Source organism: Treponema bryantii (assembly GCF_900113965.1).
Classification (GTDB): Bacteria; Spirochaetota; Spirochaetia; order Treponematales; family Treponemataceae; genus Treponema_D; species Treponema_D bryantii_A.
On record NZ_FORI01000006.1, the window covers coordinates 50,323 to 74,873 of the forward strand.

At 41.7% G+C, this 24,551-nt stretch carries 20 protein-coding genes and 1 pseudogene; 16 read left to right on the forward strand and 5 right to left on the reverse strand.

Features of this window, described 5'->3' with window-relative positions:
- Window positions 1-20: 20 nt before the first annotated feature.
- The 4 genes from BM161_RS08625 to pyrH are packed head-to-tail and all read left to right on the forward strand — an operon-like array spanning window position 21 to window position 3,706.
- A complete protein-coding gene (locus tag BM161_RS08625; protein ID WP_074931742.1) occupies window positions 21-590 on the forward strand; it encodes an RNA polymerase sigma factor in 570 nt (189 codons plus the stop codon).
- A complete protein-coding gene (locus BM161_RS08630; protein WP_074931745.1) occupies window positions 571-1,281 on the forward strand; it encodes an anti-sigma factor family protein in 711 nt (236 codons plus the stop codon). Before BM161_RS08625 ends, BM161_RS08630 begins: the two co-directional genes overlap by 20 nt.
- A complete protein-coding gene (locus BM161_RS08635; RefSeq protein ID WP_074931748.1) occupies window positions 1,281-2,990 on the forward strand; it encodes a transglutaminase domain-containing protein in 1,710 nt (569 codons plus the stop codon). The genes BM161_RS08630 and BM161_RS08635 overlap by 1 nt, the downstream gene beginning before the upstream one ends.
- A gap of 17 nt (window positions 2,991-3,007) precedes the next feature.
- A complete protein-coding gene (gene pyrH, locus BM161_RS08640; protein ID WP_074931749.1) occupies window positions 3,008-3,706 on the forward strand; it encodes a UMP kinase in 699 nt (232 codons plus the stop codon).
- Here pyrH and BM161_RS08645 read toward each other — a convergent pair.
- Window positions 3,703-4,302 (reverse strand): glucosaminidase domain-containing protein, encoded by a 600-nt coding sequence (locus BM161_RS08645; protein ID WP_074932114.1) that lies wholly within the window; start codon window positions 4,300-4,302, stop codon window positions 3,703-3,705. The two genes, pyrH and BM161_RS08645, sit on opposite strands and share 4 nt — an antisense overlap.
- Window positions 4,303-4,407: 105 nt before the next feature.
- Here BM161_RS08645 and radC point away from each other — a divergent pair, with 105 nt between their 5' ends.
- The 3 genes from radC to uvrB all read left to right on the forward strand — a co-directional run bounded on the left by radC (window position 4,408) and on the right by uvrB (window position 8,502).
- Entirely contained in the window at window positions 4,408-5,103 is a 696-nt protein-coding gene (gene radC, locus BM161_RS08650) for a RadC family protein (RefSeq protein ID WP_074931751.1), read from the forward strand.
- 18 nt (window positions 5,104-5,121) lie between these two features.
- Entirely contained in the window at window positions 5,122-6,408 is a 1,287-nt protein-coding gene (locus tag BM161_RS08655; RefSeq protein WP_074931753.1) for a S1C family serine protease, read from the forward strand.
- Between the two features lie 96 nt (window positions 6,409-6,504).
- Window positions 6,505-8,502 carry an excinuclease ABC subunit UvrB gene (uvrB, locus tag BM161_RS08660; protein ID WP_074931754.1) on the forward strand — a complete coding sequence of 666 codons (1,998 nt, stop codon included), beginning with the start codon at window positions 6,505-6,507 and terminating at the stop codon, window positions 8,500-8,502.
- Window positions 8,503-8,547: 45 nt separating this feature from the next.
- Here the strand turns inward: uvrB and BM161_RS08665 are convergent.
- Both BM161_RS08665 and BM161_RS08670 read right to left on the reverse strand, forming a co-directional pair.
- Window positions 8,548-9,745: pseudogene (locus BM161_RS08665) on the reverse strand (galactokinase).
- Window positions 9,746-9,835: 90 nt separating this feature from the next.
- Complete coding sequence (locus BM161_RS08670) at window positions 9,836-10,855, reverse strand: LacI family DNA-binding transcriptional regulator (protein WP_074931757.1); 1,020 nt, start codon at window positions 10,853-10,855, stop codon at window positions 9,836-9,838.
- Window positions 10,856-11,083: 228 nt separating this feature from the next.
- Between BM161_RS08670 and BM161_RS08675 the strand changes: the two genes are divergently transcribed.
- The 4 genes from BM161_RS08675 to rpmB all read left to right on the forward strand — a co-directional run bounded on the left by BM161_RS08675 (window position 11,084) and on the right by rpmB (window position 15,968).
- Complete coding sequence (locus BM161_RS08675; RefSeq protein ID WP_244882768.1) at window positions 11,084-12,244, forward strand: substrate-binding domain-containing protein; 1,161 nt, start codon at window positions 11,084-11,086, stop codon at window positions 12,242-12,244.
- Window positions 12,245-12,374: 130 nt separating this feature from the next.
- Window positions 12,375-13,868, forward strand: coding sequence for a sugar ABC transporter ATP-binding protein (locus BM161_RS08680; protein ID WP_074931763.1), 1,494 nt, complete (start codon window positions 12,375-12,377; stop codon window positions 13,866-13,868).
- Window positions 13,869-13,880: 12 nt separating this feature from the next.
- Window positions 13,881-15,461 carry an ABC transporter permease subunit gene (locus BM161_RS08685; protein ID WP_074931765.1) on the forward strand — a complete coding sequence of 527 codons (1,581 nt, stop codon included), beginning with the start codon at window positions 13,881-13,883 and terminating at the stop codon, window positions 15,459-15,461.
- Between the two features lie 282 nt (window positions 15,462-15,743).
- Entirely contained in the window at window positions 15,744-15,968 is a 225-nt protein-coding gene (rpmB, locus tag BM161_RS08690) for a 50S ribosomal protein L28 (RefSeq protein ID WP_074641188.1), read from the forward strand.
- Between the two features lie 68 nt (window positions 15,969-16,036).
- On the opposite strand, the gene BM161_RS08695 is transcribed toward rpmB, so the two are convergent.
- On the reverse strand, window positions 16,037-16,951 hold the full coding sequence (locus BM161_RS08695) for an MBL fold metallo-hydrolase (RefSeq protein ID WP_074931768.1): 915 nt from the start codon (window positions 16,949-16,951) through the stop codon (window positions 16,037-16,039).
- A 65-nt stretch (window positions 16,952-17,016) separates the two neighbouring features.
- On the opposite strand from BM161_RS08695, the gene BM161_RS08700 reads away from it, so the two are divergent.
- The 3 genes from BM161_RS08700 to tkt are packed head-to-tail and all read left to right on the forward strand — an operon-like array spanning window position 17,017 to window position 20,988.
- Window positions 17,017-18,495: a hypothetical protein gene (locus BM161_RS08700; protein WP_074931771.1), complete on the forward strand. Its 1,479-nt coding sequence runs from the start codon at window positions 17,017-17,019 to the stop codon at window positions 18,493-18,495.
- 19 nt (window positions 18,496-18,514) lie between these two features.
- Window positions 18,515-18,985 (forward strand): PTS sugar transporter subunit IIA, encoded by a 471-nt coding sequence (locus BM161_RS08705; RefSeq protein ID WP_074931773.1) that lies wholly within the window; start codon window positions 18,515-18,517, stop codon window positions 18,983-18,985.
- 26 nt (window positions 18,986-19,011) lie between these two features.
- The gene (gene tkt, locus BM161_RS08710) at window positions 19,012-20,988 is read left to right on the forward strand and encodes a transketolase (RefSeq protein WP_074931776.1); all 1,977 of its coding nucleotides are present in this window, start codon (window positions 19,012-19,014) and stop codon (window positions 20,986-20,988) included.
- A gap of 126 nt (window positions 20,989-21,114) precedes the next feature.
- Here the strand turns inward: tkt and BM161_RS08715 are convergent, their stop codons facing one another.
- Entirely contained in the window at window positions 21,115-23,109 is a 1,995-nt protein-coding gene (locus BM161_RS08715; protein ID WP_074931779.1) for a carbohydrate-binding domain-containing protein, read from the reverse strand.
- A 211-nt stretch (window positions 23,110-23,320) separates the two neighbouring features.
- On the opposite strand from BM161_RS08715, the gene BM161_RS08720 reads away from it, so the two are divergent.
- The gene (locus tag BM161_RS08720; protein ID WP_143090526.1) at window positions 23,321-23,845 is read left to right on the forward strand and encodes a hypothetical protein; all 525 of its coding nucleotides are present in this window, start codon (window positions 23,321-23,323) and stop codon (window positions 23,843-23,845) included.
- 2 nt (window positions 23,846-23,847) lie between these two features.
- Complete coding sequence (locus BM161_RS08725; RefSeq protein ID WP_074931784.1) at window positions 23,848-24,549, forward strand: response regulator transcription factor; 702 nt, start codon at window positions 23,848-23,850, stop codon at window positions 24,547-24,549.
- Window positions 24,550-24,551: the final 2 nt, after the last annotated feature.

Below are 24,551 nucleotides of genomic sequence, written 5' to 3' on the forward strand. Positions count from 1 at the left end.
GTAACTTTCTGGATAATAATGTGTTTGGTAATATAGCAGGAAGTCAGCAGGAAAGTAACGAAGCGCTATGCGCAGGAAATCCGGTTGATTTCAAGAAAATTTATGATGCAACAATGCAGATGCTCTATAAGGTGTCGTTTAGAATTGTAAACGATGAAGAGGCTGCGGAGGATTTAGCACACGACTCTTTAATTAAAGCGAATGAAAAGAATCTGACTTTTCCTTCAATTAACGATGCCAAGTACTGGCTTATTCGGGTTGTTAAGAATGCATCAATTAATTATATAAAGCGAAAAGAACGTGAGCGTAAGGCTTACGAAAAGGTCCTTTATGAGGATCATAGAAAAGCGGATACAGGGGAAGTTGACCTGCTTAAGGCTGAGTCTATAAGCAAGGCAAGGGAAGCTTTGAAAAAACTGCCTGAGAATCTTCAGGATGTTCTTATGCTTCGGGAATATGCAGACTTGAACTATAAGGAGATTGGACGTATTCTTGGCATTACAGAAGGTAATGTAAAGGTGAGAATTTTCAGAGCCAGGGAACAGCTGGTAAAAATTATAGGAGAAGATAATGTCTTTTTGCCCGAGTAAAGATATTCATTCTGTTTACCTCGACGGTGAGCTGCCTGAGAACTATAAGGCTGAGTATGAACATCATATCGAGCACTGTGAAAAGTGCCGTAAAGAGCTGAATCAGTTGAAGGCTGTTCGTTCTATGTTTATTGCTGATGCTGAATCAATTAAACTTGACGATCACTTCATGGAAGATAGTTTTCAGCGTCTTCAGATTAAGATGGCTTACAGCCGCAATGTTGGTAAGGTTCCTCAGAAATCTCCGTTTAAAATTGTCAGTTATGTAGCTTCGGGCGTTGCTGCTGCGGCGGTTCTTGCATTAGTGCTCCCACTTGGGTTAAAATCAAATCAAGCTTCTTCTGAAGCTTCTACTGTCGTAACAGCACCTCTTATTCAGTCTGTAAAATCAGTGTCTGCTGTACCGGTTACTGCGGTTTCAACAAACGCTTCTCTTTCGGCAAATAATGTTGGCTATGACAGTGGAAGAAGCGTTGTCGTTTCTGGTAATATACAAGATGTCGTTTTGTCTTCTGAGAAGAAGCGAAAGAACAGTTCTTCGTTCACGAAAAATGTCAGCGATGTCGATGTTTTAAGACCAGACTTTCAGGACGAAGCAATCTCTATAAAGATTACAGTTCCAGGTATGGGTGATTTTCCGGTAACTACTGAAATCAACGTTCCAATGGAACTTGTATCAGGCAGACATTAGTGGATTCTTCTGGAAAGATCAGTTATTCATTGAGGAAGTATCCGGCACTCCGGGTACTTTCTGTTGTTTTTATCATAAGTATAATTCTCGGTTCAATTTATCTCATCGGCTTCAAGAATAAACCAGTTCCTGAAATTGTTTCTGTTGTACCTCCTGTAGGTTCTCCGGGAGATCTTGTTGTAATTAACGGAATAAATTTTGGTGATGTTCGTGATATGAGCTATGTTGAAATTGCAGGCTCAAAACTCACCGCAAGCTCTTATATTTCCTGGACAGATAACTGTATTAAAATTGTACTTCCTGCAAATGTACAGGACGGGCTTCTTGTTGTTGGAACAAAGGAAATGCGTTCTAAGCCGGCTCTGTTTGCAAATGAGGTAGATATTCCGGTTCCAGTTCCTGCAGTTCAGCAGGTGACAAAGCCTGTTATTACTTTGCTTTCTGCAGACAAGGTGAGCCCTGGTGAACTTCTGGTTATTACCGGTAACAATTTTGGTGATTCGAAAAATCAGTCTCAGGTTCTTTTTACTATGGACTGTAACAATAAAATCAGTGAAGCAGATTATAAAAATATGATTATGCTTACTGAGAATATGATTCCTGCAAATGAAGCTGATTTTGATTATGTTTCCTGGTCTAATACAGAAATTTCTGTGAGAGTTCCTGATGGAGCAAGCACTGGTGTTGTTATAGTAGATACCGGCCGTGAAAAATCTGACCCTAAGGAAATTACTATTAATACTGATGCCGGACGCAAGGAATATCTGAATAAGAAAATATACCTTGTTCAGTATACTGCAGATATTGCTGATGTTGTTACTGATGATATTTCTACTATTACATTGAGATGCCCGGTTCCATTTTCTTGCCCGGCACAGCCGACTATTGAAATTACAGAGGTTTCTCCGGAGCCTATTCTTTTGAATTATCAGAATAATCTTATTCATCAGATTACAAAGAGCCGTAATAATACTCCTAAGAGTGTGTTTAAGCAGACTTTTGTACTTCCTGTTTTTGAGGTTCGTTCAACTGTAAATCCTGTAAAGATTGGAAATTATAAGAATACAGAAAAGAATCTTTTGAGCAGTGCGCTTAAGGCAGATGCCCTGGTTCCAAGTAATGAGGCTGCGGTAAAAGAACTCTGTGAAAAGATTATCGGAAAAGAAAAAAATGCCTGGAATAAGGCAAAACTGATTTATAATTATATGTGCGATAATTATCAGATTATTGGAAAGGTTCGTAATGGAGATTCTGATCCTCTTGATCTGATTAAAAAGGGAAACGGCGATGCTTATGATTTTGCGGTAATTTATACTGCATTACTCAGAGCGGCTGAGATTCCTGCATATACAGATGGCGGTGTTCTTGTAAATTCAGATTTACAGACACAGTCTCACTGGTGGTGTGAGTTCTACATTGACAGAGTGGGCTGGGTTCCTGCAGACCCTGCACTTGGAGCCGGCCTTGTTTATAAGAGCTGGACAGACAGTGATGTTACGGATGAAAAAACATATTACTTTGGAAATATGGATTCTCATCATATAATGTTCTCTAGGGGCTGGAGTCAGCTCAAGCCGTTCAGTGCAGACAGCAAGATTGTGCAGCAGCCAAGAAGCTTTGCTTTGCAGTCTATCTGGGAAGAGGCAAATAAAGATACAGCAAAATACAGCAGCTACTGGTCTGTGCCGGTAGTGAAGGGAGTTTATTAACTGGAGGTTATAAGAAAATGACAAAAATTTTATCTGTTGGTGGTTCAATTATTGCTCCGGATAAGCCGGACAGCGCTTTTTTAAGCGAGTTTGTTACAATGTGTAAAAAATGGCTTGATGCAGACAAGCAGAACAGACTTATTCTGGTTGCCGGCGGTGGAGCTCCTGCACGTGTTTATCAGAATGGTTTGAAAGAAGTTTGTGAAAAGACAGGTGATGCTTTTGATGCAAACGCTGCAGACTGGATTGGAATTATGGCAACACGCCTTAATGCTCAGCTTTTGAAAGCATGCTTTGGTGACTACTGCAAGAATGATGTTGTTTATAATCCAACTGAAGATAATTTGAAGTTTGATGGTCAGGTGCTTGTTGCTGCCGGCTGGAAACCAGGATTCTCTACAGATACTGATGCTGTTTATCTTGGTGAAAAGTTTGATGCTAAGACAATCGTAAATCTTTCTAATATTGAAAAGGTTTATACAGATGATCCACGTAAGAATCCTGATGCAAAACCTCTGGATACAATTTCCTGGGCAGACTTCCGCAAGATGGTTGGCGACGAATGGACTCCTGGAAAGAACTGTCCGTTTGATCCGATCGCATCAAAAAAAGCCAGCGAGCTTAGCATGAAGGTTATCTGCGCCGGCGGAAAGAATATTCCAAATATCCAGGCTATTCTGGAAGATAAGGAATATTTTGGAACTACTATCGGCTAAAAATAGCCCATGTTGGTTAAAACGGTTTCGATTTTCTGGCCGTATAAAGGGTCTGTGGCCCATGTGCCGGCCAGACCGTAAATATCTTTAATAAACTTTGTTTTGTGGACCCAGTTATATCTCGGGTCCACAAGTTCTTTAACGAGCTTTACATCTTCTGTAGTGCCGTATGCCTGCAAATGCTGAATATGGGCACGTACGCCAGTCTGTTCGTCGGGGAACTGTTCTCCGGGATGTTCTGCATCCATAGCGCCAAGACCGCAGTAATTATGAAACTCCGGCTGAACAAGACCTCCGAATCTGAGATATCCTGTTTCAAGACACATCTGAGCAAAGGCTACATCTGAATTAACACCTTCTGCTGCAGCTTCATCTATATAATACTGGGCAAACTGCTTTATGTGGTCGCGGTTTGCTTCTGAATTTCTGCTTATAAAATAATTGGCAAGCTGATCTGCATTGAGTATGCCTGTGTCCATAATACGGCGGGAAAGCTGAACGGGTTTCTTTGCCTTTGACTTTGGCATAGAAGCACACGAATTAAGGGTAAAAAGCGCTGCGGCTGCAATCACAGCAATAAAAATCTTATTTTTCATATGTAAATTTTCGGAGAAAGCAAAAAAAATCTGAAATTCTAAAAGTTTTTTGAAAATCTTTTCCTTTTTTGTCATATCAAAACAATATTATAGGTAGAGGTTTTTATGATAAATCAGAATAACAGCAATAAGATAAAACCGTCTGTGCGTGAAATTGCCATGGAGCACGGGCTTTCGTTTTTGTTTAATGAAGAGCTGGTTATGCTTATTCTTGGTTCGGGTACCAGTTGTATGCCGGTAGAAGTGATGGCTGAAAAAATTGTAGAAGTTCTTGATGATTCTGACCCTGCTGATGTTGTTGATAATCTTTTGAGGCTAAAGGGTGTGGGGCAGGGAAAAGCACTGGCAGTGGCGGCGGCTCTGGAGCTTGGAAAACGACGCAGTTCTCATTTGTGTGCGCCGATAAAAAGTTCTTCGGATGTGGTTCCCTATGTGCAGAATTATGCGGTGAGTAAAAAAGAGCATTTTCTTCTTCTTACGTTGAACGGTAGTCATGAAATCATTCAGATTCATGTGGTTTCGATTGGGACGTTGAACAGAACTTTAATTCATCCGCGCGAAATTTACGGGACAGCAATGCGTGAGGACGCGGCGGCCATTATTGTGTGTCACAATCATCCTTCGGGGAACTGTGAGCCCTCGGAAGAGGATATTGATGTAACTCACAATCTTGAGCGTGTGGGCGAAATCATGGGAATTGAACTTCTGGACCATATAATTGTCTGCCGTGAATCGTATTACAGTTTTCTGGATAATAAAATGCTTTTGAGAAATCAAAATGTTGTTGTTAAATTGGCCTGATTTTATTAAATTATAGGTATGAAACTATATTCTCATGCTCAGCTTATAAAAACAACTTTGATTTGTGTTATTGCGGCTGTACTAGTTACGGTTGCTATTTGTGTAAATTACTCTAAGAAACACGGAAGCGCGGGCGCAGGTACGGGCGCGGAGGTCAGTGAGATTTCGACGGACGGCGCGGCTGGCGCTGCCGGCGCAGAGAGCTCTGTTTGCGTTGAGGGGGCGGATGGTATTGAGAACTCGACTGCCTTTCTTGAACAGAATCCGGCTTCTGTAATTTCTGTTGCGAGTGCTGCTGGTTCTGGCTACACTCAGGAAGAAGCTCAGAATATAAATGTTTATGCGCTTTGTAATGAAGCGGTTGTGAACATTAATACTCAGGTAACTGCTTACGACTGGTTTCTTCAGCCTTATGTTCAGGAAGGTGGAAGTGGTAGTGGTTCTATTATCGATAAGCGCGGTTATATTCTTACAAACGTACATGTAATTGCTGATGCAACAAAAATCTATGTTTCTCTTTTTGACGGTACTCAGTATGAGGCAGAGGTTGTTGGAACTGATTTGGACAGCGACCTTGCTGTAATTAAGTTTACTCCGCCGGCTGGTATGGAATTGAAAACTATTGCTTTTGGCGCTTCTAAGTCGCTTAAGGTTGGTCAGCGTGTAATTGCTATTGGTAACCCGTTCGGTCTTGAAAGAACTATGACTACCGGTATTGTTTCGGGACTCGGCCGACCTATTCAGAATTCGAATAATCGTATTATCCGTGATATGGTTCAGACTGATGCTGCTATTAACCCTGGAAACTCTGGTGGTCCTCTGCTTGATACAAGCGGAAAGATGATAGGTATTAACACTATGATTCAGTCGAGTTCGGGAAACTCTGCTGGTGTAGGTTTTGCGGTTCCTTCGGAGACTGCGGTTCGTGTTGTTGCTGATCTGATTAAATATGGAAAGGTTCAGCGTGGTACAATCGATGCTACTGTGATTCAGCTTAGCCGTCGTATTGCTCAGTATGCTGGACTTGATATTTCTTCTGGTGTTTTGATTTCTGAAGTAAATAAAGGCGGTAATGCAGAAGCTGCCGGACTTAAGGGTGGTACAGAAGCTGCTTACTATGGTTCTCGCCGTGACATTATTTATATTGGCGGAGACGTTATTACTCAGATTGATGATATTGCTGTAAGCTCTCTTGCAGATTATTATTCGGCTCTGGAAAGCAAGAGACCGGGTGATACAGTAACTGTTGTTGTCCGCCGTAATAAAAAGAACGTGACACTGAAAATTAAGCTCGTGGAGAGTTAATATATTAAGCGTCATTGCGAGGAGCCCTTTAGGGCGACGTGGCAATCTACAGCATGGATTGCTTCGCTGCGCTCGCAATGACGGGAGACCTGTTTTATGCGGAAATTCGAAGTTGTGTCGCCTTTTGAGCCTAGTGGAGACCAGGGGCAGGCTATTGAAAAGCTTGCCGAAGGCTTTCTGCGAGGCGACAAGTTTCAGACTCTTAAGGGTGTAACCGGCTCTGGTAAAACCTTCACTATGGCAAAAATCATAGAGAAGGTTCAGCGTCCTACTTTAATCATAAGTCATAATAAAACCCTTTCGGCTCAGCTTTACCGTGAGTTCAAATCTTTCTTTCCAAATAACGCTGTAGAATATTTTGTCTCATATTACGATTATTATCAGCCGGAAGCATACGTAGCTGCCCGTGATCTTTATATCGAAAAAGACTGCGATATCAACCGCGAAATTGACCAGATGCGTCTTGCGGCAACCTATAGCCTTATGGAGCGCCGCGACGTAATTGTAGTTGCTACAGTTTCCTGTATTTACGGTTTGGGTATGCCTGATGTTTATAAGGGCATGCGTGTTCATGTTGAAAACGGCCAGACTCTGGACATCAAAAAGTTTGCTAACTCGCTTATTTCAATGCAGTACACCCGAAATGATAATGTGCTTGAGCGAGGTAACTTCCGTATTAAGGGTGACGTAATAGAAGTGTTCCCGCCTTATATGGAAACCGACGAAGCTTACCGAATTCTTTTGGACTGGGAAGAGGTTGTGCGTATTCAGCGCTTTAATGTTCTTGACCGCTCTGTAACCGGCGAGCTTGAAGAAACTGTATTCTACCCTGCAAAGCACTTTGTTGTTCCTCAGGATAAACTAATAGAAGCAACTAACCGCATTCAGGTTGAACTGGATGAGCGTGTAGAAGAATTGCGCGCTGCCGGTAAAATGCTCGAAGCTGAGCGTCTTAAAACCCGTACAACTTATGATATTGAAATGCTCCGCGAAATGGGAACCTGCCCGGGAATAGAAAACTATTCCGGCCCGATAAGCGGTCGTGCCCGCGGCGAGCCTCCTGCAACTCTTCTTCATTATTTTCCTGATGACTTTTTGTGCATGATAGATGAGGCCCATGTTTCTGTTCCTCAGATTGGTGCGATGTATGAAGGTGACCGCAGCCGTAAGCAGAATCTTATTGATTTCGGCTTCCGCCTTCCATCAGCTTTTGATAACCGCCCTCTTAAAAAGGCCGAGTTTGATGCCAAGATGAATCAGATTATTTACGTTACTGCAACTCCACGCCCTGAAGAAATTAAGCAGAGTACTCAGGTTGTTGAACAGCTGATTCGTCCTACTGGACTTCTGGATCCTATCGTTGAAATCCGCCCGAGCGAAGGTCAGATGGAAGATATTTATAAGGAAGTTCGTGAGCGAATTGACCGCCATGAACGAAGCCTTATTCTGACGCTGACTAAAAAGATGGCCGAAGACCTTACAGACTATCTTACAGAACTCAAGCTTAAGGTAAAATATATTCACTCAGAAATTGACACTTTTGAACGCGTTGAGATTTTGAAGTCTTTAAGAACCGGTGAGATTGATGTTCTGATTGGAATTAATCTTTTGCGAGAAGGAATTGATCTTCCGGAAGTTTCGTTTATCGCAATTCTTGATGCAGACAAAATCGGCTTCCTGCGTTCGGAAACTTCGTTGATTCAGATTATTGGCCGTGCCGCCCGTAACGCCGAGGGCAAGGTTGTGATGTATGCTGATCACATGAGCCCTGCAATGGAAGCGGCCGTAAAGGAAACAAAGCATCGCCGCGAGGTTCAGGAAGCTTACAATAAAGAACACGGAATTACGCCAAAGACAATTTCAAAGGCGGTTGAAGATATTCTTATTCACGAAAAACAGGATGCTGATGCAAACGCTTCTATGCAGCTTGAAGTTCTTAAGAAAGAAGCAAATCTCTTTAATCCAAAAGAACGTCATAAGCTTATTAAGGCACTTACTGCAGAGATGTCTGCCTGTGCTGACCGCATGGAATATGAGCAGGCAGCCGCACTGCGTGACCAGATCCGTGATATCGAAGCGCAGTATGGTAAGTGATAGATTGCCACGTCGCCCTGCGGACTTTTCGCAATGACAGAATAATTAAATTCTTGCCACTCCATCTCCAGTTTCGCAAACGAAGAAGCCTGCCTTGTAGCCGATGGCTTTTTCGTAGGCGGTCTGGACCTTTGAGATGAAGCTGTCGATTTTGTCTTTGTGAACCAGGGCGATAGCGCAGCCACCGAAGCCGGCTCCTGTCATACGGGCGCCGAGGCAGCCTTCCTGTTGCTGGGAAGTTTCAGCCAGGGTGTCCAGTTCTATTCCGGTTACTTCGTAATCTTCCTTGAGGGACTTGTGGCTGGCGTTGAGCAGGCGGCCCAGTTCTTCGAGATTGCCTGCCTTAAGTGTGCTTGCCGCATCAATTACCCGCTGGTTTTCTGCAATGCAGTGGCGGGCTCGCTTGTTGAGAATCGGGTCAGTTACAAGGCTGCTGTATTTTTCCCAGTCTGCTGGAGTCAGCTGGCAGAGAGCGTCAAGCTTTACTCCGTTATTCTGCAAGATTTTCAGAGTTTCTTCGCACTGGCCTCGGCGCTCGTTGTATTTTGAATCAGCTAATTTACGAACCTTGTTTGTGTTCATAACTACAAAGCGGTAGTCGCCAAGGTCGAGGGGAACATACTCATATTCAAGAGTGTTACAGTCCAGCAGCTCTGCGTGATTTTTTTTTTCCTGTTGCAATAATGAACTGATCCATGATTCCGCATTTTACGTTCATAAAATTGTGCTCGCTCATCTGACCAAGCTTTGCAATTTCAATACGGTCCAGATTAAAGCCGAAGGTGTCTATAACTGCATAAGCAAAACCACACTCAAGTGCAGAGGAAGAAGAGATTCCACCACCGGCCGGAATATTCGAAGCCATGAGAATTTCAAAACCGCAGTCGAACTTAAAGCCGCGTTCTTTCAGCTGGGAAAGAATTCCGTTCAGGTAGTTCGCATAGTCATTTGCCTTATCGTATACAAAGGTCTGATTTATATCGAACTCGTAGCTGCCGGGGAAGCGGGCGTCGTTGTAAAGAATCTTTGTATCTACTCGTTTACGGATTGCAATATAAAGATAGCGGTTTATGCTGGCAGGGAAAACCTTGCCGCCGTTGTAATCTATGTGCTCGCCGATTATATTTATGCGGGCCGGAGAAGAGTAAAGACGAATGCTTGCTTCGTCTCCGCCGTACATTTTGAGAAAGGCTTCCTTAAGCTCTTCCGGACTATATTCTTTTGAAGTTAAATTTTCTGACATTTGATTTCTCCTGTATGGTAAGACTGTCATGCTGAACTTGTTTCAGCATCTTGTTAATAGATCCCGAATTAAGTTCGGGATGACAATTTGTTAAATTATATTTTCCTTAAAATAAATATCTATAGGCATATCAATTCTTGAAGGAACTTCCTGATGCAGCATTACAGACTCATAGAGTTTGTGAACTGCTTCGGAGCCCTGCTGTTCCGGCCTCTGACCAATAATGCAGTCTATTGTTCCGTCGAGAAGACCGGACTTATTCTGTTCAACCAGGTCATAGCCGATTACGGTAACGCGGCTTTTCAATCCCTGGTCTGCAATAAAATATGACATAAAGTTTACTTCGGCATGAGGCACGAAAATACCTTTTATATCATTATGTTTTTCAAATAAATCCTTCATAAAACTGTAAAAGCCGGAATCAGAAAAGTCTGTATAAAGTTCATCGAGTACGGTAGAGTTTCCATCTCTCTGAATAAAATCCGTAAAGCCCCGGATTCTTTCCCTGAGGTTATAGCCCGACGGATACATTCTGATGCAGGCAAACTTTCCGCTGCCCTGAAACATCCTCATGATTCTTCCGGCGCAGTAACCGCCCTTGTAAGGATTCTGTGCAATAGTAAGTAATGGTTGTGTTGTTCCGAGGGGAGTATCAATGAAAACAAAAGGCTTGTCACCAAGCATAGAAATTATTTCCATATGTTCATCCGGAGCAACCGGAGTAGTAATCAGGGCATCAATCTGACCTTCTGCAGAATCCAGAAATGTACGGCATTTTTGTACGGCATCTCCGTTAATCATACGGTCAAAAGAAACCAGCTTTAATTCAACACTAAGAGGTTTGAGTTGTTCAACGCCTTGCTGCATTCCTTCATAAAGCGCACGATAATAATCACAGCCACTTTCAAGAGTAGGCAGCAGTACACCTATTAAAAAAGGCTTGTTGCTTTTAAGCTGACGTGCAATAGGATTAGGCTGATAACCATACTCGTCTATAATAGACTGAATGAGTTGTTTTGTTTTTTCTGATACACCCTTTCGATTGTGAAGAACTCTGTCTACTGTGCCAATCGAAACATGTGCATGTTCTGCAATTTCAGCTAAAGTCATATTATAACCCCATCCCGTGTTCGTACACGCTATACGATAACAGAGCTTTCTGGAAAATGCAAATATTATGTTATAAAATACGGGAATTTACTGAATTTTTGCAAAAAAAACGTTTGACAACTGCTATTTTCAGGGTTATAAATGAATTAGAGCGTTATCGTACACGGTAACGACAGGAGGAAAAAAATGAAAAAACTGATTTTGGCTTCACTCTTTGCAGTAACAGCAATGAGTATGCTTTCTGCTGCTCCAAAGGCAAAAGCAAAGAAAGTTCTTAACAAAGACAAACCGCTTGTATTCTTTAACCGTCAGCCATCTGATCCAACAACAGGTGCTATTGATACTTCTGCAATCAAATGGAATGACAAAACTTACTATGTAGGTTTTGATGCAGCAGGTGGTGGAGCAGTACAGGGAAAACTTATTACTGACTTCCTTGCAAGTGCTGATCCTGCAAAAATCGACCGCAATGGTGATGGAACAATCGGATATGTTCTTTGTATTGGAGACGTTGGACACAATGACTCTAAAGCTCGTACAGAAGGTATTCGTAAGGCTCTTGGAACCTGGAATGGTTCTACAGACCCAACAGTAAAGAAGGAAGGTTCTGTAACAGTTGGTGGAAAGAAGTTCAAGGTAGTTGAGCTTGAAGGTAAAGCTATGACTGGTACAGACGGTTCTACATGGAATGCAAATGCTGCTACAGAAGCTATGGGCGGATGGGCAACAAAGTTCGGAAAAGCTATTGATATGGTTGTTTCTAACAACGACGGTATGGCTATGGGATGTCTCCAGGCTTCTAACTATCCTGCTGGTGTTCCAATTTTCGGATACGATGCTAACGCAGATGCTGTAGAAGCAATTGGTGCAGGAAAACTCTTCGGAACAGTTTCACAGAACGTAGATGCACAGGCTGCTGGTACTCTTCAGGTTATCCGCAACCTCCTCGACGGACTTACAGGTGCAGATGTATATACAAAAGGTTTCTCAGTACCAGATCAGTACGGAAACAAGATTACTCCAGAAGTTCAGTACAAGGCTGACCAGCGCGGACTTTTCGCTCTCAACGGACCTGTAGATCCATCTAACTGGAAATCATATACAGAAGGTAACCGCGATGCAGGAATTAAGCAGACAAAGGCAGAAAAGAAGAAGGTTCTTCTTACAATCTACAACTCTGCAGATAACTTCCTTTCATCAAGCTACCTCCCTGCTTTGAGATACTATGCTCCACTCATGGGTATTGATCTTACCGTAGTACAGGGTGATGGTCAGTCAGAAGCAAGCTGTCTCGACAAGTTTACAAACCTTAAGAACTTTGATGCTTTTGCTGTAAACATGGTTAAGACAAACTCTGCTGCAGACTATACAGACAAGCTTAAGTACTAAAAAACTCGCCTGAAGTTCAGGCTTACGGGGGTGCCTGAAGGTAAACGTCACATTAGCCCAGCATGACGATACTTTCGGACACCCTTTTTTATTAGGTTTATTAAAAAATCTGCAGTATAATGGAAGTATTATGAGTGATACAGTACTTGAAATAAAGAATCTCTCTAAATCATTTGCGAAAAATACAGTACTTAACGGTATCAATCTCTCTATCAAAAAAGGTTCTGTAATGGGACTGATGGGAGAAAACGGTGCCGGTAAATCTACAATGATGAAATGTCTCTTTGGTATTTACGCAAAGGATGAAGGACAGCTTTCCCTTCAGGGGAAACCAATTGATTTTAAGAGTCCTAAAGAGGCTCTCGAAAATGGTATTGCAATGGTTCATCAGGAATTGAACCAGTGTCTGGACAGAACTGTTACAGATAACCTCTTTCTAGGCCGCTATCCGACAAAGTTCGGAGTTATTGATGAAGCAAAAATGGAAAAAGAGGCTAACAGACTTTTTGCTTCCCTCAACATGAATATCAACTGTAAAACAGTTATGAGAACAATGTCTGTTTCTCAGCGTCAGATGGTTGAAATTGCAAAGGCAGTTTCTTACGATGCAAAGCTGATTGTTCTTGACGAGCCTACTTCTTCTCTGACAGAAAACGAAATCAAAAAATTATTTTCCATTGTAAATGACTTAAAGGCAAAGGGAGTTTCCTTTGTTTATATTTCACACAAGATGGATGAAATTTTTGAAATCTGTGATGAAGTTTCTGTGCTTCGTGATGGAAACATGGTTTTAACAAAAGCCATTAACGATACGAATATGAACGAGCTTATCTCGGCAATGGTTGGACGTTCTCTGGATAAGCGTTTCCCGGATGTTGATAATACGCCGGGCGATATATATTTTGAAGTTAAAAATCTTACAACAAAATTTGAACCGATTCTGGAAGATATTTCCTTCTCTGTACGCAAGGGAGAAATCTTCGGACTTTATGGCCTGGTAGGTGCCGGCCGCAGTGAGCTTCTGGAATCTCTCTTCGGTGTACGAACTATTGCTTCGGGCGAAATGCTTCTGGATGGAAAGCCTCTTCGCTTTACAAGCAGTAAGGATGCAATGGCTCATAACTTTGCCCTTGTTACCGAAGAGCGAAAACTGAACGGAATGTTTGGTAAAGATACCATCAAATACAATACTGTAATTACAAATCTTGAACAGTATAAAACTCACGGTATTCTTTCTGAGAGAAAAATGGCAGAAGCTGCAACCCGTGAAGTTGCCGTTATGCACACAAAGTGTACTTCAATAGAAGAAAACATTTCGGCACTTTCCGGAGGAAACCAGCAGAAGGTTATCATTGGAAAATGGCTGGAGCGTAAGCCTGATGTTTTCCTTATGGATGAGCCGACCCGCGGTATTGACGTTGGTGCTAAATACGAAATCTACCAGCTGATTATCAAAATGGCAAAAGAGGGTAAAACCGTTATTGTCGTTTCGAGCGAAATGCCGGAGATTTTGGGTATTACAAACCGCATTGCCGTTATGTCTAATCACAGACTGGCTGGAATTGTAAATACAAAAGAAACTAATCAGGAAGAGCTTTTGCGCCTTTCCGCTAAATATTTGTAAAAGAGGTAATATATGGCAGATTTTAATACAGAGATAGAAAAATTAGAGGCAGAAAGCCTTAAGCAGCTGGAGCAGGATATTGCTTCAAAAAGCGTAAAGCCTCTGGAAGAAAATGAGGTCTTGAAAAAATATCAGGAGAAGCTTGCGGAACTGAGAGCTGATTCTTCAAAAAAAGCAGAAGCTTCGGCCCTTGCTAAAAAAGCAGTCGCTTTTGCAAATATTCTTTCTGATGCTTACATTAAACAGGTAAATGAAGAGCAGTCTGCAAAGGAAAAAGAAATCCGGGAAAAATATGCTGCTCGCGTTCTTGAAATAAAGGGAGCTACTGCTGCCCGTGTCGCTCAGCTTTCTAAAAAAGAAGAAATAAATGTTGCAAAGTACGAAGGAAACTCTGCTCTCTTTGATGCAAAAAATAAATTCCAGAATGAAGTTGCAAAATGCCGCAGTTCAAAAAATCAGGCCTATATTGACCATGTAATGTTTAACCGCGCCCTCCGCGACGGCCGAACAAACTTTAAAGAAAACATGACAATGAACTGGAAGAACTACATCAACAATTTTAAGATGTCAAAGTTCATGCTCGACAACGGTCTTTATATTGCAATTCTTGTTTTCTTTATTGTCTGTGTAATTATTGCACCTCTTATGGGAAACGGAGCCCTGCTTTCGCTTCCGAATATCCTTACAATTCTTGAGCAGTCTTCAACCCGTATGTTCTATGCCCTTGGTGTTGCCGGCCTGATTCTTATTGCCGGTACCGACCTTAGTGTCTGTCGAATGGTTGCTCTTGGCGCGGTAACAACAGGTTTGATTCTGCACCCTTCAAAGAACATTGTTTCCTTCTTTGGAATGGAGCCATGGGATTTTACAGGTCTTCCAATGGGACTCCGCCTTGTAATGGCTCTCTTCCTTTCAATTTCTCTTTGTGTATTGTTCTCAAGCTTCTCGGGATTCTTCTCTGCAAAGTTTAAGATTCATCCATTTATTTCAACTCTTTCTGCCCAACTGATTATTTACGGACTTCTCTTCTTTGGAACAAGTGGTACTCCGGTTGGTTCTATTGATCCTGGAATTAAGGATTTGATTGGTGGACGCTGGATTCTTTTTGAGTTCGACGGAGATTTAATAACCTTCCCTAAGCTGATTATACCTGCGGTCATTGCGATTTTTGTTGCCTGGTTTATCTGGAATAAAACAACTTTTGGAAAAAATATGTACGCAGTTGGCGGAAATGCCGAAGCGGCAGCCGTAAGTGGTATTAACGTATTTGGCGTTACAATGGGCATCTTTATTATGGCCGGTATCTTCTATGGCTGCGGAGCCTTCCTTGAAGCTTTCCGTGCAAATGCCAGTGCGGGAACCGGACAGGGCTTTGAGCTTGATGCCATTGCAGCCTGTGTAGTTGGAGGTATTTCTTTCAACGGAGGTATTGGTAGAATTCGTGGTGCTGTAATTGGTGTAATCATCTTTACAGGTCTTACTTACTGTCTTACCTTCCTTGGAATTGATACAAACCTTCAGTTCGTTTTCAAGGGCTTGATTTTGATTGCGGCTGTTGCCCTTGATAGCGTTAAGTATTTGAAGCGTAAGTAAGGGATAAGTAATAGGAAAAAAAGTCCTCCTTGTAAATTTTTTGGGCCTGTGGTATTGAGGTAGTATCACAGGCCTTTTTAATGGGGTTTTTAAGGGGCCAGCCCCTTAGGAGGTGGGGGTATGGAGGCAATGAAATGCCGACTAGGGGGCGGGCTCGCCCCCTCATGAATTGTGTTAAAATCAAGTTTAGACGATTGACTTTTTTTAGGAATTAATATATTCTTTCTAAACTATTGTAATTTTGTGTGGGAAAACTGTTTTATATAAGGAAGGATAAAGAAAATGTCTAGAATGTGTGATGTTTGCGGAAAAGGCGTTATGTCTGGTAATAAAGTTAGTAAATCTATGAACCATACACGCAGAACATGGAGACCAAATCTCCACAGCATTAAGGCTGTTCTTCCTAACGGAACTGTAAGAACAATTAAGGTTTGCTCAAGCTGCCTTAGCAGTGGTTTCGTTCAGAAGAAAGTTCGTGTACCAAAGACAGAAGCTGCTCAGAACTAAGTTTAGTTTTAAGTCGCATGAAAACCCCGTTGGATGCCAGCGGGGTTATTTTTTTCCTTCGACTTTGCTCAGGAACCGGAGGTAATAACAAGGCCGTCGTAGGCGGGGAGAATTGAACGGACTGCGGCGAGGCCTGGGAACTCGGCGCGGTGTTCTTCTATGTAGGCTGCAGTCTGAATGTGAGACGAGTTATGTGTAAGGTGTGTAAACCATACGTTCTCGCCACCAATCTTTGAAGACGCTTCCAGGGCCTGCAGAAAATTAAAATGTGTTGAATGTTCTTTAATTCGCAAACCGTCTATCACAAGGTGAACAAGGCGGCCCCCATCAGAAAGTCTGCTTTTTTCTTTTATCAGTGCAATTGATTCATCAGAAATAAAATTACAGTCTGTAAGATAGGCAATGGAACGAGGTCCTTCTGAAGTCTTTTCTGTAAGCAGCCAGCCTGTAGTTTCGAGAGAACCGTGCTTCATTGGAATTGGAGTGATTTCTGTAATTCCTGTTTCCTCAATAAAAAAACTTTGAGTCTGTTCAATAACTGAAATTTTTGCGTGACCGCCGCCTTCTGCTTTTTCTGAAAAAAGATATGGAAAGCAGGTTCTGAGCATAGTGGCTGCAGGCTTGTTTGTGTAAATTGGAATAGGCGGTTTATCATATTTTTCATTCAAAGGATTGTCCGGTTTATTTGACATTATGCATGAAAAATTTCTAAGATCATCGAGGCCAAACATGTGGTCTGCGTGTGCGTGAGTGAGCAGCACTGCATCTATCTGCCGGATATTTTCACGGAGTGCCTGTGCGCGGAAATCCGGACCAATATCAATCAGAATAAATTTATCTTTGTTGTCTTTTGTTTGCAGCTGAATATAAGCAGAACAGCGGCCGCGTTTGTCTTTTGAATCTGTTGATTTACATACTTCACAGTCGCAGCCAATTACAGGAACGCCGTGGCTTGTGCCTGTTCCTAAAAACGTTAATTTCATAAAATGATTATAGCAGATTGCAGGACTAATTTACAGTTTCTTCATTTTAGATTAAAATAATTTTCGTGGATTATCGGACTAACAATATTATAGAAGAATATTTAACCCAGCAGCTGGATGTTTTTACTGTTGATGATTTTTATAAGTATTTGAAATCACAGGGTGCAAAAGTTACAAAGGCCGATACCAGAGAAATCCTGCAGGTTTCTGATTATGTTTTTTCCCTCGTAAATAATGAATATGTTACCAAGGCTGGAGTGTTTACCGGCCGCTGGTTCAGTTTTAAACCTAGCCGCGAAGAAGTAGAAAAAGGTTATATTCTTATCGGGCATCGCTGCATTCCTTTTGTGAATCCAGACCTTCCGCCTGACAGCATTCACGTTTTAGCTGAAGGCGAAAATGTTAAGAGCACTGCAAAAGTTTTTTCCATGAATCTTGCTATGGATACTTTTGCGCTTTACGGTGAAGGTTATATTCTTCCTTATATCTTTAATGATAAAAACAACAAGTCGCTTGCATTGAGTTCGGTTCAGTATTCAATGCCTCAGGAAATTCAGCTTACCTGCTGGCCGCTCAAAAAAATTTGTGGGGGAGAAGAATTTAAATACGGAGACAGAATTCTTTGCCGTGCAATAAACTGGAGTGATGGCGTTGTTGAAATGATGATGCAGCCAAGCGCTCTTACAGATTTTGTAATTTCTGATGAAGCAGTTCAGCGCGAAGAATGGTACACATATTTTGAAAACGGACTGCTTGAAAGTTTTGACAGACATGGTCCGGCTTCTTCAATTGAAGAACAGCTTTCTTTTTTATTTCTTGAAAATCAGGAACAGCTTTGTACAAGAAGCTGCGGCTCTACAGAAGAGTTTCTTGCTCACACAACAAAGATTGGTTTTGAGCCTTATGGTGTAGAAACAAGAATCTGGCGCAAGGGAGAGCAGGTGCCTTATACCGGCAAGTGGAATGGCCTTGGCTCTGAGCGTGACAGACTTCTTTCTGACATGGCGCTTACTCTTACACCTAAGGTTATTGATGCAATTCTTGAAGACCGCATTTATGATAAGAAAAATGGCAAGCTGGAAGATTCAGATGATTTTGAAGAAGTTGTGAAAAAAATCTTTCCAAAATTGTCGATGATTTCTTCTGCTGAGCGAAGACTTGTATTATTGAATATAGAAAAGCGTAATGATATACTTGAAAAGATGTATAATCAGTTTTCTGATTATCCGATTGCAGAAATGCGAAAAAGAATTCTTTCACTTTTTACACGGGTGAGCGAATTATTCTGCGAAATCGGAGGGTCAGGTGTTGCTGCGGATAATTTTCCTCAGCAGGAACTGGTAATCCTATCTCAGCTTTACAGTCATGTTGTTCGACTTCTTGAAGAAATTGAAAACGTTTATATGCGTCCTCAGTTTCCTATAGAAGATGTTTCTCTCTCTCTGGAAGGTATGGAAGAGACTTTTGATGATATAAGCGGCACCTTGTTTTCTGCGCTTGAGAGTAATCGTTTTAAGGGCTTTGAGATAGTTAAGACGGAATAAAATATTGGGAGTATAAAATATGGAAACTGAAGAAACAGTTGATTTGGCACAGTTGATTCACAGAGGCGGTGTTTTCAAAAATGTTGAAGGAAGCACACCTCAGGAAATCTATGCCAAGGTTTGTAAGATGATTGATCTTCCTGCTGGAATGACTTCTGAAACTGTTTACGAAGCCCTTTGCGCGAGAGAGGAAGTTTTAAGCACTGCTGTTGGAAATGGAATTGCCCTTCCACATGCACGTTCACCGATTATGAAAACAGAAGCAGATCAGCGTATCTGTGTTGTTTATCTTAAGAATCCTATTGATATGAAAGCGCCTGATGAGCGCGAAGTATTTGTAATGTTCATCCTGCTTGCCCACAATTCGCAGATTCATCTTAAGGTTCTTTCTTCACTTGCAGCTCTTTTCAGAGACTCAAAATTCAAGAAAGCCCTTGAGCTCCGTTCAGACGAAGCTACACTTTCTTCTATTATCAAAGAACTAGATTAAAACTATATATATTTTAGGAGTATAAAATGAACAAGAAAGGTGTTGAGGCAGTTGCACTTTCAATCCGCAGCTTGTCTATGGACGCAATTCAGAAAGCAAATTCAGGACATCCTGGACTTCCACTTGGTGCTGCAGAAGCAGCCGCAGTTTTGTATGGCGAAGTAATGAAGCACAACCCTGCAGATTCAAAATGGGCAGATAGAGACCGTTTTGTACTTTCTGCTGGACATGGTTCTATGCTTCTTTACAGTATCCTTCACCTTGCCGGATACAAAGTAAGCATGGACGACATTAAGAACTTCCGTCAGGTTGGTTCTAAGTGTCCTGGTCACCCAGAGTTTGGTGAAACAGATGGTGTTGAGTGTACTGGTGGTCCACTCGGACAGGGCGTTTCAATGGCTGTTGGTATGGCTGTTGCAGAACAGATGCTCGCTGCAAAATTCAACACAAAGGGTCACAAGATTGTTGACCACTACACATACTCTCTCGTAGGAGAAGGATGTCTTCAGGAAGGAGTTGCTTCTGAAGCTTGTTCTCTTGCTGGTAACCTTAAACTTGGTAAACTTATCGTATTCTACGATCAGAATAAGATTTCTATTGATGGTAATACTGATATTACTTTCACAGATAATATTGCTGCACGCTACAAGGCATACGGCTGGCAGGTTCTTAAAGGAAGCATGTACGATGTTGAAGGCATCGTAGAGCTTGTTAAAGAAGCTAAGAAGTGCAAGGATCAGCCAACATTGATTATGCTTAAGTCTATAATTGGTAAGGGTGCTCCAAAGCAGGGAACTGCTGATGTTCATGGTGCTCCACTTGGTGCAGACGGAATTAAGGCTGCTAAGAAAAAGCTTGGTCTTCCAGAAGACAAAGACTTCTATGTTGTACCAGAAGCTTACAAGTATTTCGAAGACAAGAAGGCTGCATTTGCTAAGGCAGAGGCAGACTGGAAGGCTGATTTTGATGCATGGGCAAAAGAAAATCCAGAACTCAAGAAGCTTTGGGATGCTTACCACTCAGACGCTGTAACAGATGAAACTGTAAAAGATGTTGCTTACAAAGTAGGTGACGCTTGTGCTACTCGTGATGCTTCTGGAAAGGCATTGAACGTAATTGCTGCCCGCTATGCTAACCTTGTTGGTGGTTCTGCAGACCTTATGGGACCAAATAAGACTGCATTCAAGGCAACTGATAACGGAACATTCAGCCCTACTAACCGCGCTGGCCGCACAATCGAGTATGGTATCCGCGAGTTTGCAATGTCTGCTGTTGCTGCAGGTATTTCTCTCCACGGTGGACTCCGCCCATTCTGTGCTACATTCCTTGTATTCGCAGATTACCTCCGTCCATCTCTCCGCGTTGTTTCTTTGATGAAGCAGCCAGTTATCTACGTATTCACACACGACTCAATCTACGTAGGTGAAGATGGTCCAACACATCAGCCAATTGAAACAATGACTTCTCTCCGTGCTATTCCTGGTGTTCAGGCTATCCGCCCAGGTGACCCAGAAGAATCTATGGAAGCATGGAAGATTGCTTACGCTTCAAAAGATCATCCAGTATGTATGGCATTCACACGCCAGGCACTTCCTGTTTATGCAAAGGACGACAAGTCTTGGAAGAAGAACATGGCTGCTAACGGTGCTTACATTGTTAAGGAAGGAGCTGACAAGCCTGATATCACAATTCTTGCAAGTGGTTCTGAAGTTAACATGGCTCTCCAGGCTGCTGAAATGGTTCCTGAGAAGAAGATTCGTGTTGTTTCTGTTCCAGATCTTAAGAAGTTTGAAAACCTTCCAAAGGCAAAACAGGACAAGATTATTGGTGAAACAAAGCGCGTTGTTTGTACAGAAGCCGGCATTTCTATGGAATGGCTCCAGTTCACTTCAAAAGAGAACTGCTTCTGTATCGACACATTCGGCACATCAGGTCCTGCAAACAAAGTAGCTGAATACCTTGGATTTACTGCTAAGAACTTGGCTAAGTTGCTTAAGAAATAAGCCTAAATAAAGAAAGACCCTGAAACAAGTTCAGGGTGACGAGAGGCCGGTGGTTGAGTGCCCGCGCAAGCGGGTGTATCGAAACTACCGGCTTTTTTTTTGTCTCAAAGAATTTCCAGCTTTTTACTATTTACTGTAATCGAGTCTTGGCTTCCGCTGGCCATTAAAAGCTCCTCTGGCACTGCGTCCACCTTGACCACCCGGTCCGCCTCGTCCACCAAATCCACCAGCTCCAAAGCTGTTTCCGGCATTTGAATCTGTATATACCATGTTTGAACTTGAAGTTGAAATATCTGTAAGAGTGCTTGTTCCACCACTGATTGAAGGCATTGTTGTATACAAATTGTGGAATCTTACAACGTTGCTGCTGTCAATTGAAACTCCGGTTTTTACAGTGTAACTGCTTCCAGCCTGTAAATATGGGCTTGAAAGTATCATTACTTCACCTGTAGACGAAGGCAGTGTGTAAACAAAGACTGGATTTCCGTTTGAATCAACAATTGCAACTGTTGATTCAGCAGAACCATAACTGCTTGAACCAAGTACGATTGTGCTTTGTGTACCGCTCTTTGGTTTTGTGTAGTTGCTGGTTCCAAGTCCAACAAGAGTTCCGCCATTTATTGTCAGAGGGTTTTCATCACAGTCAAAAGCACATTCAGGAGTATTTAATCCGATTGCAACTATTACACCACCATTTATTGTAATACCGTTAGCACCATTTGAATCAATTGCATCATTCTTTGAACTGCAGGCATAAATTGCTCCACCGTTTATCACAATGTTTCCGCCGGCATTGATAGAATCATCTGTTGTTTTAAGAGTAATTGTTCCGGCATTAATTGTGAGGTCGGCCTTGGCTTCAATTCCTTCCGGTGAACAGCTTGGGTCATCATCAGTTTGTCCTTCATAAGGTTCTCCTGTTGTAGTGATATTGATGATACCTCCGTTGATTTCCACATAAGGGTCTGGAGTAGTAGCAGAAGTTCCATTTAAGAAAGTTGTATAAAGAAGAGATGTGTTTGCTGTAGCCTCGTAAGCAGAATCTCCAATTACAGATTTAGCTGATTTCCAGTGAGCAGTAATTCCCTTTGCAACAGTTGTGATATTAAGTTTTCCACCATTGATGATTACAAATCCTGCTCCTGCTGTGTATTCTACAGTCATATCATCTTCATCAGCATCTTCTCCATCAACTCTAATTCCATTACTCTCATCATCTTCAAGAGTTCCGTTTGCAACAAGATTAATGTTTCCATCATCAATAATAACTGCGGTAAGGGCGCGGATACAGTCGCGGCCATTTTCACCTTCTACTGTGATGTTAAGGTTCAAATCTGCAATGCGGACATAATCTTTTGTATAAACAGCATGCTTGTAGCCTGTATTAATGATGTTGAGAGTTCCACCTTCTTCTGTTGAAGATTCTCCTGTAAAGATGAGGGCGCCCTTAGAATAAACAGACCCCTTTTTATCATCATACATTGTGCTGCTCTGTGTGAGTTCGCGGGTATCTGTAAGAGTGTCTGCTGTACCAGCTGGAACTACTATGAATGTACGTTTTTCAGAACTGAAGCGAAGAACAGGACCGGCGCCGTTGTCGCTTGTGATGTTTACATTGTTAAGTACAACTGCGGCATCAGCGCTCTTGTTTTTGATGAAAACTGTACCTGTGTATGTACCAGAAAGAACGTATTTAAGTTTGAGTTTTCCCTTATACTGGATTTCTACACCTTTTGCAGTTTCATCTTCTGCAGAATTTTCTGTATTTGATATTTTAATATCATCTGAGCTTATGCTGCCTGTTGTATTAGTAAGTGTTGCATCTGATCCATCAAAATTGATATAAACAACTCCGTCTGCAACAAAGTTTTCATATAGATCATCTTCAATTACGGCGATGGCAGAAGCTGTTGTAGTATCTGTATAGTTTGTTGTGCTGCCATCATCAGTAATTTCTACTCCCTGACCAAAGCCTCCGGGGCCACCTGTTCCACCAGGACCTCCAGCTGGAGCCGAAAAATCCAGAGACTTCTTGTTTGCACTCGATGTCATTCCATTTGAACAGCTGATTAAGAAAACAGCTGCTGTTATCAAAGCAAAAATGTTTTTTCTTATCTTCATAACAAATCTCCTTGCATGTTATGTGGTATAATAGAAATTATGCGTGCTGATATGGCCTGTATGCAGACACTCATATTTCGTTCTGTGTTATACTATATGGCAGAAATGGTGTGAAAGCATGAATTTACACTAAGCTGATACTAAGAAAATACTTATACAAAAAGAGGCGATTTCTCATTTCTTTTTTGTGGTTATGGTCTATAATTCAAGTATGAAACGTTTGAAGACATACTTCTTACATTTTATAATTTCCTCTTTTTTGATTGTTGTACCTTGTACAGCAGCCTTCGCAGAGCCTGCGCCAGAAGGTTTTCCTCCTTTACCTCCTGGTCAGGAACTGCCAGAAGGGGATTCTTCTGACAAAAAAACGTGTCCTCCTCCACCTCCAATGGATCATGATAATATTATCAATTATAGAGGAAGCCGAACTTATAATGAAACGCTTCCTTTGAAGGTAACTCAAGTAAAATGCAAACGCATTGCAGAATCTGTAGTTTGCGTTGAGGTTTTTTTTAATCAAAGTATAAATCCGCGTTCAGTAAAACCAAATTCTCTTATTATTAACAATTCTCAACTTCCATTTGGAACAAGATTTACTTTTAATAAGAAGGGTAATACAATTAAAACTAAGGTTTATACTACTGGAGACAGTTTTAAGTTGAGAGTCCAGGATATCAGATCCTTTAATGGTTTTTTAGTTGAACCAATAGAAATACTCACAGAAGTGGAGAGGTGAACATGAAAATTCTAATTGTTGAAGATGATGCAGGTATTTCAGATTTTGTAATTCCAGAGCTTGAGCATGAAGGTTATACAACTTGTCTTGCAGTTACTGGTCGTGAAGCACTTGAGAAATTTGAAAACGAAAAGCCGGATCTTGTATTGCTGGATATTATGCTTCCCGAATTGAATGGACTTGAAGTTTTGCGCCGTATTCGTGCCACTTCTATGGTTCCTGTTATTCTGGAAACTGCGCGTGGCGAAACAATCGATAAAATTAATGGACTTAATCTTGGTGCTGATGATTATATTCCAAAACCTTTTGAAATAGAAGAACTGCTTGCCCGTATTAATGCACTTTTCCGACGTGTTAATTTTGGCAAATCACAGGAGACTGCAAGCTCTATTAAAAATCTTACACTTAATCTTGATCGTATGAGCTTCTCTATCAAAAATGATAAAAAACAAGATGAGGGAGATGAGGATAAAGTTGAAGTTCAGCTTTCAAAAACAGAGTTCCTCTTCCTTAAGCTTTTGATAGAAAACCAGGGAAAAGTATTCTCACGTCAGCAGATTATTGATGAGATTTGGGGTGTAGGCCACTACATTGATGAAAATACAGTTGATGTTTACGTTGGATATCTGCGCTCAAAGATTTCTGAATATACAAAAGATGAATATATTAGAACAGTGCGTGGTGCTGGTTACATGATGGGCTAGCA

Coding starts and splice junctions, on each gene's coding strand:
- BM161_RS08630 (WP_074931745.1), top strand. CDS start 571: ATGTCTTTTTGCCCGAGTAAAGATATTCATTCTGTTTACCTCGACGGT.
- pyrH (WP_074931749.1), top strand. CDS start 3,008: ATGACAAAAATTTTATCTGTTGGTGGTTCAATTATTGCTCCGGATAAG.
- BM161_RS08645 (WP_074932114.1), bottom strand. CDS start 4,302: ATGAAAAATAAGATTTTTATTGCTGTGATTGCAGCCGCAGCGCTTTTT.
- radC (WP_074931751.1), top strand. CDS start 4,408: ATGATAAATCAGAATAACAGCAATAAGATAAAACCGTCTGTGCGTGAA.
- BM161_RS08655 (WP_074931753.1), top strand. CDS start 5,122: ATGAAACTATATTCTCATGCTCAGCTTATAAAAACAACTTTGATTTGT.
- uvrB (WP_074931754.1), top strand. CDS start 6,505: ATGCGGAAATTCGAAGTTGTGTCGCCTTTTGAGCCTAGTGGAGACCAG.
- BM161_RS08670 (WP_074931757.1), bottom strand. CDS start 10,855: ATGACTTTAGCTGAAATTGCAGAACATGCACATGTTTCGATTGGCACA.
- BM161_RS08675 (WP_244882768.1), top strand. CDS start 11,084: ATGAGTATGCTTTCTGCTGCTCCAAAGGCAAAAGCAAAGAAAGTTCTT.
- BM161_RS08680 (WP_074931763.1), top strand. CDS start 12,375: ATGAGTGATACAGTACTTGAAATAAAGAATCTCTCTAAATCATTTGCG.
- BM161_RS08685 (WP_074931765.1), top strand. CDS start 13,881: ATGGCAGATTTTAATACAGAGATAGAAAAATTAGAGGCAGAAAGCCTT.
- rpmB (WP_074641188.1), top strand. CDS start 15,744: ATGTCTAGAATGTGTGATGTTTGCGGAAAAGGCGTTATGTCTGGTAAT.
- BM161_RS08695 (WP_074931768.1), bottom strand. CDS start 16,951: ATGAAATTAACGTTTTTAGGAACAGGCACAAGCCACGGCGTTCCTGTA.
- BM161_RS08705 (WP_074931773.1), top strand. CDS start 18,515: ATGGAAACTGAAGAAACAGTTGATTTGGCACAGTTGATTCACAGAGGC.
- tkt (WP_074931776.1), top strand. CDS start 19,012: ATGAACAAGAAAGGTGTTGAGGCAGTTGCACTTTCAATCCGCAGCTTG.
- BM161_RS08715 (WP_074931779.1), bottom strand. CDS start 23,109: ATGAAGATAAGAAAAAACATTTTTGCTTTGATAACAGCAGCTGTTTTC.
- BM161_RS08720 (WP_143090526.1), top strand. CDS start 23,321: ATGAAACGTTTGAAGACATACTTCTTACATTTTATAATTTCCTCTTTT.
- BM161_RS08725 (WP_074931784.1), top strand. CDS start 23,848: ATGAAAATTCTAATTGTTGAAGATGATGCAGGTATTTCAGATTTTGTA.